Genomic DNA, 13,357 nt, shown 5'->3' with positions numbered 1-13,357 from the left:
GAGGAAGTGGGGCAAAAGTTCGGGCTGACCCGCGAACGCATCCGCCAGATTGAAGGCAAGGCCCTGCGCCGTCTGCGCCACCCGCGCCGCTCGCGGCAACTGAAGGAATATTTGCTGTAAAATTCTAATCGAGATACTTTTTTTGTATAAAATTAACTGTAATTCTCGTTCAAGTACAGTTAATTTTATACAATTTTTGGAGTTTCCCCAATTCGTAACTTTGTGGGAACTTTCATTATCCAACCCTTTTCTATTATGGAGAGATAAAAATGCCCGGTAAAGCAAACGCTCCCAAGAGTGGTAACGAATTGAGAGAGCAAGTCATCAATTTGGCTAATTCACTGGGATTGGAAGCAAAACGAGAAGTAAAGGCTGCAAGAAGGCTTTGGGGAGCAGCACGTTCGATAGATGTTGTTGTTACGGACAAAAACAGCGGAAAGCGGCTTGGAATTGAATGCAAGTATCAAAGCACCCCTGGATCGGCTGAAGAAAAAATATTTGCAACTGTTCAAGATATTGCATTTTGGCCGATTCCCGGTATTGTGGTCATTAGCGGCGAGGGCTTTTCAGAGAATATCAAAGGATACCTAATGTCCACCGGTAAAGTTATTTGGTATACTGAATTAGAAGATTGGTTACGCTTGTATTTCGGATTGTAGCGATGAAAGAATCTTTATTACTACCCAAGCCGTTTCTAAAGTGGGCTGGTGGAAAGACACAACTGGCTGACGACATTCTCCAGCGCATGCCGGTTAGTTTCAATACATACTTCGAACCTTTTGTTGGCAGTGGTGCAATTTTTTTCCGCCTCTATCGCGAAAAAAAGATTCGTCATGCGGTTCTATCGGATATCAATGCAGAGTTAATAGACACCTATAAGGCTATCAGGGATTGTGTTGATGAGGTTATTGAATACTTGTCTTGTTTTCCTCACGAAAAAAGTTTTTATTATGAACTCCGCGCAAAAGACCCGTGGAGTCTAACTTTACCGGAGCGTGCCGCACGGATGATTTATCTCAACAAGACCGGCTATAATGGTTTATACCGTGTCAACCGCCAAGGAAAATTCAATGTGCCTTTTGGCAAATACAAGTCTCCAAAATACTTAGATGAGGAAAACCTGAAAGCCGTTTCTCATGCCTTGCAAAGGGTTGAATTGATTTGCGCTCCCTTTGACATCGTCTTACAAAAATCGAGTCCCGGCGATTGGGTATACTTTGACCCACCATATGTGCCGCTCTCCCAAACCGCCAATTTTACTTCTTACTATTCAAATGGTTTTAACTTGCGGGATCAAGAGAGATTACGCGATGTTTGCATTGAATTGACCAAAAAAAATGTTTATGTAACTCTTTCCAATTCCGATACACCAATCACAACCAATTTATTTTCCTATCCGTTTTTTTCCAGAGATACAGTTTATTCCAATCGAGCCATCAATTGTAATGGTTCGAAGCGCGGGAAAATAACCGAACTAATCATTGCCAATTACCCTATGCAAAGGGAAATTCAGTTAAGACTTCTGGAAAATCACGCGCCATATCTTGTAAACAACTCCGAAGAGTATATCTATTCCTAACCCCCGCTCATTGGCAGCAAAAACACCACCCGATCGCCGTCCTGCAGCACATGACGGCGGCCGGCTGTCTTGCCGTTGACCACCACCGGCAGCAGGCGCAGCGCCAGCGGCGGTCTTGCCAGCCGCAACAGGTCGCTCACCCGGCTGCCGGATGGCAGTTGAACCCAGCCAGCCGTGTCCTGGCCGGGAATTTCAAAAGGCGCCGAAATTTGCACGCGGATGGTTTCAGCCATTTCCTTCTTCCGGCGGTGCGCCGCTTTCGGCATCCCAACCCATTGCCTGCCAGAAATCGCGGCGCAGAGCGGTCAAGTCGAACTGCCGGCCTTTGAGCGGGCCGCGCCGCAACGGGGGCTGCCCGTAAATCAGCGGCGGGATGTGCCATTCAGCCGGATGCACGCCGTGCTTGAAGTTGAAACGCATGCGCAGCGACTGCACCTCCCGCCCAATTTCGAGATATTCCGAGGAGGTCAGTTTCCAGCCGGTAGCCGCATTCAGGAATTCAAACAGGGAAAGGTTGTCCACCCCCATATGGGCGCCAAAAGTGCAAAAACCGCCGCCGTCAATCACGGCTTTGAGCATGGCGCAGGCCGCCATTTTGAGCGCGTTTTCACGGCTGGGGCGGTACATGTCCGCGGCGGGATACATGGAAGGTACGGGCGGAGCCCACTCCACCCGGCTCCACGGTTTGAGCAGTTCGTAGGTCAGGTGTGAGCCGGTGTTGTGCCGCGCGGGGGTGGCATCCCCGGTATACAGGACGCCGTAGCCGGGATCGGCGCGCGGGTCGTGCATGGGAATTTCCTGCCCGCCAATGTGCATGGCATATTGCTGGCTGCCGCGCCCAATGCGCTCGGCAGCGCGCTGCACGCCGTCCGCCAGCAGATCGCCAAACCCTTCCCGCCGAATCATTTGATCCGCCAGAGTGCGGATGGCTGCAGCATCGCCCCACCTCAGGCGCAGCCCGCCGGTATCCTGCTGGTTGATGAGCCCCGCTTCAAAACACTGCACCGCAAACGCCAGCACCGTCCCGGCACTGATCGAGTCCATACCGGCGCGGTTGAAGCGTTCGTTCAGGTAAAAAATGGTATCCAGGTCGGTATTGCCCAGCAGCGGGCCGAGCGCGGCAACGGTTTCGTATTCCGGGCGGTGAGTTTCCTGGTATTCCCCCGCCATTTCGTTGATCGCTCCGCAGCCCAGCGGACAGGCGTAGCAGTGGTACTTCTTGCGCTCGCTGCGAATCAGCGCATCCGCGCTGATGGCTGCGCTGCGATAGCCCGCCGGTGTGCCGCGCCAGTTGCGCATCGGCGCATCGCCGGTCTTGACCGCCACCTCATTGCCGGAGGCAGTGCCCCATTTCCGCATTGGCGGCAGGGTCATCAGCCCATCCTTGCGGAAGATGTTGGGGCTTTTCGCCATGAGCATCCCGGCAATCGGCAGCATCCATGAGCGCAGCGGCGGTTCGCCTTTGGGCATCAGCCCGGCAACGGCTTTGCTCAGGCGGCGGATTTCCTCCGGTTGTGCGCTGCGAACGGGTTGGGATCCCGTCAGAACCACCGCCTTGAGGTTCTTGCTGCCCATCACCGCCCCCAAACCGGAACGGGCGGCAATCCGCCCGCGGTCGTTGACGATACCGGCAATCAGCGAGCGTTTTTCGCCGGCGCTGCCGATGCAGGCGGCGCGCGCCTTTTTGCCGTGGCGGGCAACCAAAATTTCCTCACACTCAACCGCATCTTTCCCCCACAGGTCAGCGGCGGGCAGAAACTGCACCGTCTGGCCGTCAATCAGCAGATAGACCGGTTCGCGGGAGATGCCGGAGATGAAAATGCCATCATAACCGCACTGTTTGATTGCCGGGGCAAAGTTGCCGCCGCAGTTGGAATCGCCCCAGCCGCCGGTCAGCGGCGACTTGCCAACCGCCATCCAGCGCCCGGCAAACATGGCGCCTGTGCCGACCAGAATCCCGGCCACGAAGCCAAGCATGTTTTCCGCACCCAGCGGGTCTGCCCCGGCGGGGATGCGTTCCAGCAGCAGGTGTACGCCCAATCCAACACCGGCCAGCCGGCGGCGGTAAAGTTCGTCCGGCAGCGTTTCCTCCTGCCAGCTGCGATCGCTCAGGTTGACCCAAAGGACTTTTCCGCAATAACCGGGCATGTTGCCTCCAACCGGGGTGATATTCTGTGATTGATTATAGAGGATGCCGGGCGGGGGTTTCAAGATGTAGAAATAATTTAACCTCAGTTCGGCATAAATCCTCTTCCCATTCCTTTGAGGATATTTGACCCCCACCTGCACCTCCACCTAAATCGCTGGGGCGATTTAGGGGGAGGCGGGAGGGGGTAATTGCTTTACTTGCGGGTTTTGAATTTATCCCGAATTCACGTTAATTTAAATTTCCGCCCGCCGATTGGATATTTCCCACTGTTGCGATTCACGAAGTGAGCGGGATTCTGATATAATTTCTGTATCCCAAATCCTCAGGAGGGTGTTCCATGAAAGCATCCGTCCAGCAGCAGCATCTGGCGCATGGATTGTCCATCGTTTCCAAGGCAGTTTCGCCGCGCAGCACTCTGCCGGTGCTGGCCAATATCCTGATTGCCAGCGATGACGGGCGGCTGCGCCTTTCGGCGACCAATCTCGAATTGGGGATTACCTGCTGGATACCGGCGGTGATCGAAGATGCCGGCGCCATTACCGTCCCCGCCCGCACCTTTCAGGATTTAGTCAACACGCTCAGCGGTGAACGGATTGAGTTGACCCTGGACCCGCGCACCCAGACGCTCAACGTGCGCAGCGGCAGCAGCAACACCGACATCAAAGGCATTGATGCGCAGGAATTTCCACCCATCCCCGTGCCGGACCTTTCCGAGGGGGTCAGTCTGAACGTCAATGACTTCAAAGAGATGATTCAGCAGGTGGTGTTTGCCGCTTCCACCGATGAAGCCCGCCCGGTGCTGCAAGGCGTGCTGCTCAACATCAAAGAGGATCAAATTACCATGGCAGCCACCGATGGTTTCCGCATCTCGGTGCGCAAAGGCCTGCTCAGCAACCCCGTCCGCCAGGAAGTTTCGGTCATCATTCCCGCCCGCGCGCTGACCGAACTGGCGCGCATCGCCACTGATGGTGAGCAGATGCTGACCATGAACGTCCCGCCCGGCCGCGGACAGGTTATTTTCCATGTCAAGGACGCCGAGCTGGTTTCTCAGCTGATTGACGGCAACTTCCCCGATTATCGCGCCATTATTCCGCGCTCGTTCAAAACGCACACCGTGCTTTCAACGCCGGCCTTTCTCAAAGCCTGTAAGCAGGCCGAGATCATTGCCCGTGAGGGGAACAATGTGGTGCGTTTGAACATCCTGCCGGGCAGTGATGCGCCGGGTGTGGTCGAAGTTTCTGCCCAATCGGAAGAAACCGGCGCCAGCCAGATTCAGGTGGATGCCAATATCGAGGGCAACCCGCTGCTGATCGCCTTCAATGTCAAGTTCCTGCGCGAAGTGCTGGATGTGATCAAAACTCCCTCGGTGGCGCTGGAAACCAACCAGAACAACACCCCGGCAACCATCAAACCGATTGGTGATGATGATTTTGTGCATGTGATCATGCCGATGCACCTGGGCTGATCCATTTTCACAACGGACAGAACTGCGCTTACCGCACGCGGCAGGCGCAGTTTTTTTAACCGGCGGGGGCGCGGGTTGTACCATGGCTTTATCAAAGTCGAAAACGCTCAAACAGCAGCCGGCCGGCGCTGAGCGATGTCTATTCTGAATAATCCACGGATTCGTCCAATCGAGCGATTTTGCCCTCTCCTGCGCCTCCCCCAATATCGCCAAAGCGAAATTAGGGGAGGTCGGTGGGGGTTGTTTCGCCACAATTCGAGTTTCGATGCAAAGGTTTAGGATTATCAAGGAACTTTGAGAAAGCCATAGGGGTTGTAACCTGTTGCGGTTTGACGAAAAACTATCAAATTCTATCTATTTTCTATGAAAACTTGTAAACAGAATTGAATGCGGGGAATGGATGGTATAAAATAAGATTTGGAGAGCAATCACCGCTTTTTGACATTGAAAAAGGAGGCAGCATGAACACCGTCCGACATATTCTTCAAATTAAAGGCACGGATATCTGGACGATTGCGCCGGATGAAACCGTCTTTGAAGCCCTGCGCACGATGGCGAAAAAGGATGTGGGTGCGTTGATCGTCATGGAAAACGATCGCATGGTCGGCATCATCAGCGAGCGGGATTATGCCCGCAAGGTCATTTTGCAGGGGCGTTCTTCGCGCGATACCAAAGTGCGCGAAATTATGACCAGCAATGTTCACACCGTTCATCCGGATCAAACCGTAGAAGAGTGCATGGACTTGATGACCCGCTACCGGGTGCGTCACCTGCCGGTGATTGAAAACGACCGCCTGATCGGCGTGATTTCGATTGGCGATGTGCTCTACAATATCATCCAGCGCCAGCGTCAGTTGATCAGCAAACTGGAAGACAAGGTGATGGGCAAAGAGGAAGAACCCACCGAGCCGGCCGTGCCGCGTTTTCCGAACGTGGGTAGAAAAGAGTAAAACCGAATTCTCTCAAAAAATCATTTCACGACAAGTGCAGGCTGCTCGGTCGTTCTCCCTCACGAACGTCCGTTTGGGTTAAATCCTTTTCGCATCCATTTCCGTATTTTCGGCCCCCTCCTGCGCCTCCCTCAACATCACCTCAGCGATGTTGGGTGAGGTGGGAGGGAGTTCATTTTGCTACGGTCCTGGTTTTGCGCTTATCCCAAAGCCGGGTAATTTACTTTTTGGAGGGCGGCTGACGGCCTTTAAACTCTTCCAGCGTTTTCAGCAGCTGATCCAGCTCTGTCTGAATTTCATCGCGGTCGGCAATTGCCTGCGCCAGCAGCGCCTCAAAGGCCGGCTTTTGGGCTGGCGGCAGGGTGCTGAGCAGGCGTTCGGTACGGCTGATTTGAGTCTGCTTGTGGCGCAGTTTGCTTTCCAGTCGCTCGCGGTAGCCTTCATAAAAATCTTCGTCGTCCATCGGGCTGTGCAACGTGCCGGTGGCCATCTGGCGGGTAAGCACTTCTGCCACGGTCAGCAAAAAGTCCTCGGGGTCCAGCGGTTTTTCAATGAAGTGCGCCGCCCCCAAACTGTAAGCAAAGGCTTTGTCTTCCGGCGTCAGGTAGGTAGCCGAGATAAAAATAAAAGGAATACGGCGGGTAGCCGGGTCTTTGCGCAGGGCATGCGCCAGACTGTAGCCATCCATTTTCGGCATGAGGATATCGGTGATAATCAGCGCCGGTTTTTCCTGAGCAATCCGCTCCAGCGCTTCCTGCCCGTTGCGGGCGGTAACCACCGGGTAGCCTTTGAAGCGCAGGGTGGTCTCGATCAATTCCAGCACATTGGCGTTATCTTCAACTACCAGAATCGGTCCGCTGGGAATGTTCATTGCTTTTTATCCTGAAAATTTTTATCCTTTCTGGAAGTATATCAGGAATCGCCGTTGATTTCACTTATCAGTCTGGTAAAGTAGTCCTGCAAATAAGCGTGGCGGGCAGCCGCAATCTGCCGCGCAGCGGCGGTATATAAACGGTCTTTGACATGCTGCAATTTGAATAAAAATTCGTGATAGGCGCTGTGCGGTTCGCCGGGTTCTTTCTCACCGGTTGCCAGAAAACGGGCGGAAGGCGGCGCGTAAGCCGGTTGACCGCTCTGCAGGGCATAGCCCAGCACCCGCACGATCCCGATTGCCCCCAACACATCCAGTTTATCGGCATCGAACAGAATTTTGGCTTCTAGCGTGGCGGGCGGCTCGCTTTGATCGCGGTAACGATGGGCGCGGATGCAATGCTGAACGGCGGCAATCCGTTCTTCCTTCCAGCCTTCACGGCGCAAAATTTCAGCGGCAATGTCCGCCGATTGATGATGGTGCCCGGCGCGGTTATTTTCGCCGGGATGGCTGCCTTCAATATCGTGCAGCAGCGCGGCGGCGCGCACAATCTCCCAGTCGGCGCCTTCGGCCTGTGCCAGCCGTTCGGCCATGCGGTACACCCGCTCGATGTGATCAAAGCCATGCACCGGATCATTGAGCGGATACCACTGGCGGGCGGTTTGCAAATCAAGGGTCATTGGGTTGCTCCGTTTAGTAAATCAACTCACCGCGCTTGAAAAGGTGCGCCGCCAGATTACCCCCAAAACGATAACCCAGATGGCGGTAATCGCTGACGGACAGCACCAGCAGGTCGGCCTGTTTTCCGGCTTCCAGCGAGCCAATCCGCTCGGCCTGACCGATGGCCGCCGCGGCATTGATGGTCGCAGCCGCAATCGCCTGCGCCGGGGTCAGGCGCAGGTAGCGGCAGGCCAGGGCAATCACAAACTGCATGCTCTCACACCACGCCGTACCGGGGTTCAGGTCGGTAGCCAGCGCCAGCATACCGCCCGCCTCCAGAATCTGCCGGGCGGGGGTGTAGTGCGGGTCGGCCAGCCCAAAGGGTGTACAGGGCAGCGAAACGGCCACCGTGCCGCTGGCAGCCAGCGCGGAAATATCCTGCGGCGAGGTCTTGACCAGATGGTCAGCCGAAACCGCCCCCAATTCGGCAGCCAGCGCCGCCCCGCCCAGATTGTCGAACTCATCGGCGTGAATTTTGAGCGGAAAACCCAGATTGCGCGCGGTTTGCAAAATACGGCGGGATTGCTCTAAGTTGAAGGCTATCGTTTCACAGAACACATCCACAAACGGCAAGGGGCGGCCGGGCGCGTGCGACTGCCACCAGTCGCGCACCTCGGGCAGCATCCGGCCGCACAGCAAATCCACATACCCATCCGGGTTGTCCTGAAACTCAGGGGGAATATCGTGCGCACCCAAATAGGTGGGGAAAATATCCAGTTCCTCCTCGGCGTCCAGTTCCAGCAGCGCCTGCAGTTGATGAAGTTCGCCGGGATGCTGGAGGGCGTAACCGGTTTTGGCTTCGGCGGTGGCGGTGCCGTGGTTCAGCATGGCCTGAATGCGCGGGCGCGCCTGCGTTTTGAGTTCTTCCACGCTGGCGGCGCGGGTCGCCCGCACGGTCGAGCGGATTCCGCCGCCGGACGCGGCAATTTCCTGATAAGTTTTGCCCTGCAAACGCAGCTCGAATTCGGCGGCGCGGTCACCTGCCCAAACCAGATGGGTGTGCGGGTCCACAAAAGCCGGCATCACCACCCGCCCGCCGGCATCGAAGCGCGGTTCGGCGGGGTAGGTTTGCAGCAGGATATTTTCCGGCCCAATGGTTTCGATGATGCCGCCGCGCACCAGCACAGCAGCATGAGCAAGCAGACCCAGGTTGCCCAAATCGGTACCGCGCTGCGGTCCGCCTGCCAGAGTCAATAATTGAGAAATGTTGTGGATGAGCATGGCGTGAAAAAGGGGAAACAGGTTGAGATTAGTTGTATTTTATCCTGATTTCAGGCAAAGCGATGGTCAAATCAGGTCAATCGCACTTAAAGAGGCGTAGGAGAAGTGAAGTTCAAAAAGTATGGATTATCGCCAAGACGCAAAGGATCTTTTTTTCTTCTTCGTGTCTTTGCGCCTTTGGGTTGATTTACTTAAACCTTATGGACTCTGGCAGACAGTGCTCAATTCGGCTAACAAATTTGTAAAGTTTCATCTTAAGATTATCGAAATTTGTTATAAATAAATTGTTCTTTGGTTTTATTTTGATTTGCAACGGTGGGGAAGATTTTATGCCCAACATCAACCGAACCGTATTTTTGGCAGGAATTCTCCTTTTGCTGGCAGGCCTGTTGTGGCAGCCGCCGGCGATGGCTCAGGCATCTCCAGCGGCGGAAAGCACACCGGAGGTCGGTTGTACGAACTACAAGGTGTACCTGCCGCTGATCGCCCGCGCGCCCACCAGCCCGCCCGCCCAGCAAAGCGGCGCCTGCCTGAGCGAGGAAGAAGTCAAACTGGGCAACCTGATCAATCAATACCGCGCCGAAAAGGGATTAAAGCCGATTGCCTTTTCCCGCTCGCTGACCCAGGTGGCGCAGGCGCATGTGCGTGATCTGTACGATAACCGGCCGGTCACGGAGAAATGCAACCTGCATTCGTGGTCGGATAAGGGTAACTGGACGCCGGTGTGCTACACGGATGATCACAAGAACGCACAAGGCATGTGGTACAAACCGAGCGAAATCACCAACGGGGTTTATCAGGCGTACGGCTACGAGATCGCCTACTGGCACAGTGCACAGGCTACCGCCGAGGAGGCTTTCGACCGCTGGAAGTCCAGCAGCAGCGGACACAACGCCGTGATGATCGAAGACAGCATCTGGAAAGGGATGAACTGGCAGGCGATGGGCATCGGCATTTATCAGAACTATGCGGTGGTGTGGTTCGGTCAACCGGCCGACCCGCAGGGGAGTGTAACTGCCTGCACGCGCTGAAAAGCCGCCGTCCGGCTTTTCAGGTACAATTAAATCATGTCCAGCCTGCCGCTCGATCAGGTCATTGAAGGCGACTGTGTGGAGGTGCTTAACCGCCTGCCGCCCGAGTCGGTTGACCTGATTTTTGCCGACCCGCCCTACAACCTGCAGCTGCGCAACGAACTATGGCGGCCGGATCACAGCCGGGTGGAGGCGGTGACCGATGAATGGGATCAATTTGAGGGTTTTGAGGCCTACGATGCCTTTACCCGCGCCTGGCTGGCGGCCAGCCGCCGCGTACTCAAGCCCGGCGGCACGCTGTGGGTGATCGGCACCTACCACAACATTTACCGCGTCGGCTATCACCTGCAAAATCTGGGTTACTGGATTTTGAACGATATTGTGTGGGTCAAGACCAACCCGATGCCCAACTTCCGCGGGGTGCGGTTTACCAACGCCCACGAAACCCTGATCTGGGCACAAAAACAGCGCGGCAAGCCCTACACCTTCAACCATCACGCCATGAAGTCGCTCAACGGCGACCTGCAAATGCGCAGTGACTGGCACCTGCCGATCTGCAGCGGCAGCGAGCGGCTGCGGGAAAACGGCAGCAAAGCCCATTCCACCCAAAAGCCGCGCGCTTTGCTCTACCGCATTCTGCTGGCTTCTTCCAACCCCGGCGATGTGGTGCTTGACCCGTTCTTTGGCAGCGGCACCACCGGTGAGGTTGCCCAATGGCTGGGCAGGCACTGGATCGGCATCGAACGCGACCCCCATTATGTGGAACTGGCCCGCCGCCGGCTGGCAAACGCCGCTGCTGCGCCGCCCGTCACGCTGGTTCAAACCAATCCGCGCCGCGAGCCGCGCCTCCCCTTTGGCGCGCTGATTGAACACGGCCTGCTGCACGCCGGGCAGACCCTTTACTTCAACGCCCGCCTCGATCTCACCGCTCAGGTGTTAGCCGACGGGCGAGTCGAGTATAATGGAATGCGTGGTTCAATCCATCAAATTGCCCGCCAGATAGAGGCTGCACCGCTCAACGGCTGGCAGGTGTGGTACTACCGCCAGCCGGAAGATGGCTCATTTCTGCCCATTGACCACCTGCGCCAACTACTCAAAACCATTCTTTTCAAACCGAGAGAGGGAGAATGATGACCACAACCGATATCCGCTATCAGCAAACCCGCTGGAGCCTCCATGATTTGTTCCCTGCCCCCCACAGCAGCGAGCTGGAAACCGCCTTCCAGACTCTGGATCAACTGGTTGCCGAGTTTGAAACCTACCGGGCCAGCCTGCACGAGGATATTTCCGTCGAAGAATTTTTGAAAATTCTCAAACAACTGGAAAAAATTCAAAATCTGGGTTCGCGCCTGTATGCTTACGCCGGGCTGTTGTTTTCGGAAGATACCCAAAATCAGACCGCCCAAACCCTGACCGCCCGGGTGGAGCAGTTCGTTGCCGACCTGACCAACCGCACCCTGTTTTTCAACCTGTGGTGGAAAGACCTTTCGGATGAAGCCGCCGCCCGCCTGATGCCGGCAGCCGGCGATCTGGAATACTGGCTGGAAGCCCTGCGCCACTTCAAACCGCACACCCTCAGCGAAGCGGAAGAAAAGATCATCAATATCAAGAACGTGACCGGCGTCAATGCGCTGCAAATGCTGTACAGCTCAATTACCAACCGCTACACCTTCAAAATCACCGTCAACGGGGAAGAGAAAGAATTGACCCGCGGTGAATTGATGGTTTACGTGCGCGGTTCAGACCCCGCCCTGCGCGCGGCGGCTTATCAGGAACTTTACCGCGTCTATGGCAACGACGGCACCATTCTGGGCCAAATTTATCAGGCGCTGGTGCGCGACTGGCGCAACGAGCAGATCAACCTGCGCAAGCACCGCACCCCCATGTCTGCCCGCAATCTGGTCAATGACCTGCCGGACGCCGTGGTAGATACCCTGCTGGATGTTTGTTCGAGCAATGTGGATGTCTTCCAGCGCTACTTCCGCCTTAAGGCGCGCTGGCTGAAAATGGAGCGCCTGCGCCGTTATGATATTTACGCGCCGGTCGCCAAAGCCGAAAAACAGTATCCTTTCGAACAGGCAGCGCTGACCGTTTTTGACGCTTTCCGCGAATTTGACCCGCAAATTGCCGATCTTGCCCGGCGGGTGTTTGAAGAAAAACACCTCGACAGCGAGGTTCGCAAAGGCAAACGCGGCGGCGCTTTTTGCTGGGGCGCCGTGCCGGAACTGACTCCCTGGGTGCTGCTCAACTATCAGGGGCGCGCCGACGATATGGCCACCATGGCGCACGAACTGGGGCATGCCATACACTCGATGCTGGCCGCCCATCACAGCGTGCTGACCTGGCATTCCAACCTGCCGCTGGCTGAAACAGCCTCCACCTTTGGCGAGATGCTGCTGATTGACCGTCTGCTCAAGACGGAAAGCGACCCGGCCGTGCGGCGCGATTTGCTCTTCCGCCAGATTGACGATGCCTACGCCACCATTCAACGGCAGGTGTTCTTTGCCCTGTTTGAACGCGAAGCGCACGAAATGGTGCATCAAGGCGCCTCGGTGGATGAACTGGCGAATGCCTATATGCACAACCTGCACACCCAGTTTGGGGATGCGGTAGAGGTCAGCGATGAATTCCGCTGGGAGTGGGTTTCCATTCCGCACATTTTCGATGTGCCGTTTTATGTGTACGCCTACGCCTTTGGTCAATTGCTGGTCTTTTCGCTCTATCAGCAGTACAAAGCCGAAGGGGAAGCCTTCAAACCGCGTTATTTGAAGATTCTTTCGACCGGCGGCTCGAAAGCGCCGATTAAAGTGTTGAGCGAAGCGGGCGTGGATGTCAGCCAGCCATCTTTCTGGCAGGGCGGTTATGACTTCATCCGCCAGCAGATTGAAGCATTGGAAAGAATTCCGCTTGAATGAGGCATTTGCGGTACTTTGTTTACATTCTGACGAATGCGTACAATACCGTTTTATATACGGGTGTAACGAATGACTTGGTGCGAAGAGTGAGTGAACATCAACGCGGCACCGGCAGCGGGTTCACATCTCGCTATCGTATTCACAAATTGGTATATTTTGAAATAACGGAGAGTGTAGAAAGTGCGATTAGCAGGGAAAAACAAATCAAAGGTTGGTCGAGAAGTAAAAAGATTGCCTTAATTGAGTCAGTCAACCCGGAATGGAAAGACCTCTCAGATGATTTGTGAAGGTATTGTAACTTTGTCACTCAAAAGTATGGCAATCTCCGGTAATGCCGTTGCACAGGTAGCGGGGGGACTCCCGTCAGCACTGGCGAGTGTCGCTTCGCTCGGAGTGACATTAAGAGCGACATGTCATTGCGAGCGAGCGCGGCAATCTCCCGCACGGCGGAGGTGC

Annotated in this window: 14 protein-coding genes; 9 read left to right on the top strand and 5 right to left on the bottom strand. The window is 55.4% G+C overall.

Annotated features, from left to right (window positions below; all coding sequences use genetic code 11):
* The 3 genes from ACWIZX_RS07760 to ACWIZX_RS07750 form a co-directional block, all read left to right on the top strand.
* A partial coding sequence (locus tag ACWIZX_RS07760) for a sigma factor-like helix-turn-helix DNA-binding protein (protein WP_448335361.1) occupies window positions 1-120 on the top strand: 120 nt, incomplete at its 5' end.
* A 149-nt stretch (window positions 121-269) separates the two neighbouring features.
* A complete protein-coding gene (locus tag ACWIZX_RS07755; RefSeq protein ID WP_322791969.1) occupies window positions 270-659 on the top strand; it encodes a PD-(D/E)XK nuclease superfamily protein in 390 nt (129 codons plus the stop codon).
* A gap of 2 nt (window positions 660-661) precedes the next feature.
* The gene (locus ACWIZX_RS07750; protein WP_322791970.1) at window positions 662-1,579 is read left to right on the top strand and encodes a DNA adenine methylase; all 918 of its coding nucleotides are present in this window, start codon (window positions 662-664) and stop codon (window positions 1,577-1,579) included.
* Here the strand turns inward: ACWIZX_RS07750 and ACWIZX_RS07745 are convergent.
* Together ACWIZX_RS07745 and ACWIZX_RS07740 are read right to left on the bottom strand one after the other, a co-directional pair.
* Window positions 1,576-1,812 (bottom strand): MoaD/ThiS family protein, encoded by a 237-nt coding sequence (locus tag ACWIZX_RS07745; protein ID WP_448335360.1) that lies wholly within the window; start codon window positions 1,810-1,812, stop codon window positions 1,576-1,578. The two genes, ACWIZX_RS07750 and ACWIZX_RS07745, sit on opposite strands and share 4 nt — an antisense overlap.
* The gene (locus tag ACWIZX_RS07740; RefSeq protein ID WP_448335359.1) at window positions 1,805-3,862 is read right to left on the bottom strand and encodes an aldehyde ferredoxin oxidoreductase family protein; all 2,058 of its coding nucleotides are present in this window, start codon (window positions 3,860-3,862) and stop codon (window positions 1,805-1,807) included. Before ACWIZX_RS07740 ends, ACWIZX_RS07745 begins: the two co-directional genes overlap by 8 nt.
* A gap of 203 nt (window positions 3,863-4,065) precedes the next feature.
* Between ACWIZX_RS07740 and dnaN the strand changes: the two genes are divergently transcribed.
* Both dnaN and ACWIZX_RS07730 read left to right on the top strand, forming a co-directional pair.
* Window positions 4,066-5,193, top strand: coding sequence for a DNA polymerase III subunit beta (dnaN, locus tag ACWIZX_RS07735; protein WP_322791973.1), 1,128 nt, complete (start codon window positions 4,066-4,068; stop codon window positions 5,191-5,193).
* 461 nt (window positions 5,194-5,654) lie between these two features.
* Window positions 5,655-6,143 (top strand): CBS domain-containing protein, encoded by a 489-nt coding sequence (locus ACWIZX_RS07730; protein WP_448335358.1) that lies wholly within the window; start codon window positions 5,655-5,657, stop codon window positions 6,141-6,143.
* 220 nt (window positions 6,144-6,363) lie between these two features.
* Here the strand turns inward: ACWIZX_RS07730 and ACWIZX_RS07725 are convergent, their stop codons facing one another.
* The 3 genes from ACWIZX_RS07725 to hutI are packed head-to-tail and all read right to left on the bottom strand — an operon-like array spanning window position 6,364 to window position 8,955.
* Window positions 6,364-7,014, bottom strand: coding sequence for a response regulator (locus tag ACWIZX_RS07725; RefSeq protein ID WP_322791975.1), 651 nt, complete (start codon window positions 7,012-7,014; stop codon window positions 6,364-6,366).
* Window positions 7,015-7,055: 41 nt separating this feature from the next.
* Entirely contained in the window at window positions 7,056-7,694 is a 639-nt protein-coding gene (locus ACWIZX_RS07720; protein ID WP_448335357.1) for an HD domain-containing protein, read from the bottom strand.
* A 13-nt stretch (window positions 7,695-7,707) separates the two neighbouring features.
* On the bottom strand, window positions 7,708-8,955 hold the full coding sequence (gene hutI, locus ACWIZX_RS07715; protein ID WP_448335356.1) for an imidazolonepropionase: 1,248 nt from the start codon (window positions 8,953-8,955) through the stop codon (window positions 7,708-7,710).
* A 329-nt stretch (window positions 8,956-9,284) separates the two neighbouring features.
* Here hutI and ACWIZX_RS07710 point away from each other — a divergent pair, with 329 nt between their 5' ends.
* From ACWIZX_RS07710 to ACWIZX_RS07695, 4 genes are read left to right on the top strand one after another with little or no spacing between them, the layout of a single operon-like run.
* Entirely contained in the window at window positions 9,285-9,986 is a 702-nt protein-coding gene (locus ACWIZX_RS07710) for a CAP domain-containing protein (RefSeq protein WP_448335355.1), read from the top strand.
* Window positions 9,987-10,022: 36 nt separating this feature from the next.
* Entirely contained in the window at window positions 10,023-11,117 is a 1,095-nt protein-coding gene (locus ACWIZX_RS07705; protein WP_448335354.1) for a DNA methyltransferase, read from the top strand.
* A complete protein-coding gene (locus tag ACWIZX_RS07700; RefSeq protein WP_448335353.1) occupies window positions 11,114-12,901 on the top strand; it encodes a M3 family oligoendopeptidase in 1,788 nt (595 codons plus the stop codon). Before ACWIZX_RS07705 ends, ACWIZX_RS07700 begins: the two co-directional genes overlap by 4 nt.
* Window positions 12,898-13,188 (top strand): GIY-YIG nuclease family protein, encoded by a 291-nt coding sequence (locus tag ACWIZX_RS07695; protein ID WP_448335352.1) that lies wholly within the window; start codon window positions 12,898-12,900, stop codon window positions 13,186-13,188. The genes ACWIZX_RS07700 and ACWIZX_RS07695 overlap by 4 nt, the downstream gene beginning before the upstream one ends.
* Window positions 13,189-13,357: the final 169 nt, after the last annotated feature.

Source organism: Bellilinea sp. (assembly GCF_053501535.1).
This window is presented reverse-complemented; position numbering and strand designations above follow the sequence as displayed.

Bases quoted from the DNA above. Each gene is read 5' to 3' on its own strand.
- ACWIZX_RS07755 (WP_322791969.1), top strand. From the start codon at position 270: ATGCCCGGTAAAGCAAACGCTCCCAAGAGTGGTAACGAATTGAGAGAG.
- ACWIZX_RS07750 (WP_322791970.1), top strand. From the start codon at position 662: ATGAAAGAATCTTTATTACTACCCAAGCCGTTTCTAAAGTGGGCTGGT.
- ACWIZX_RS07745 (WP_448335360.1), bottom strand. From the start codon at position 1,812: ATGGCTGAAACCATCCGCGTGCAAATTTCGGCGCCTTTTGAAATTCCC.
- dnaN (WP_322791973.1), top strand. From the start codon at position 4,066: ATGAAAGCATCCGTCCAGCAGCAGCATCTGGCGCATGGATTGTCCATC.
- ACWIZX_RS07730 (WP_448335358.1), top strand. From the start codon at position 5,655: ATGAACACCGTCCGACATATTCTTCAAATTAAAGGCACGGATATCTGG.
- ACWIZX_RS07725 (WP_322791975.1), bottom strand. From the start codon at position 7,014: ATGAACATTCCCAGCGGACCGATTCTGGTAGTTGAAGATAACGCCAAT.
- ACWIZX_RS07720 (WP_448335357.1), bottom strand. From the start codon at position 7,694: ATGACCCTTGATTTGCAAACCGCCCGCCAGTGGTATCCGCTCAATGAT.
- hutI (WP_448335356.1), bottom strand. From the start codon at position 8,955: ATGCTCATCCACAACATTTCTCAATTATTGACTCTGGCAGGCGGACCG.
- ACWIZX_RS07710 (WP_448335355.1), top strand. From the start codon at position 9,285: ATGCCCAACATCAACCGAACCGTATTTTTGGCAGGAATTCTCCTTTTG.
- ACWIZX_RS07705 (WP_448335354.1), top strand. From the start codon at position 10,023: ATGTCCAGCCTGCCGCTCGATCAGGTCATTGAAGGCGACTGTGTGGAG.
- ACWIZX_RS07700 (WP_448335353.1), top strand. From the start codon at position 11,114: ATGATGACCACAACCGATATCCGCTATCAGCAAACCCGCTGGAGCCTC.
- ACWIZX_RS07695 (WP_448335352.1), top strand. From the start codon at position 12,898: ATGAGGCATTTGCGGTACTTTGTTTACATTCTGACGAATGCGTACAAT.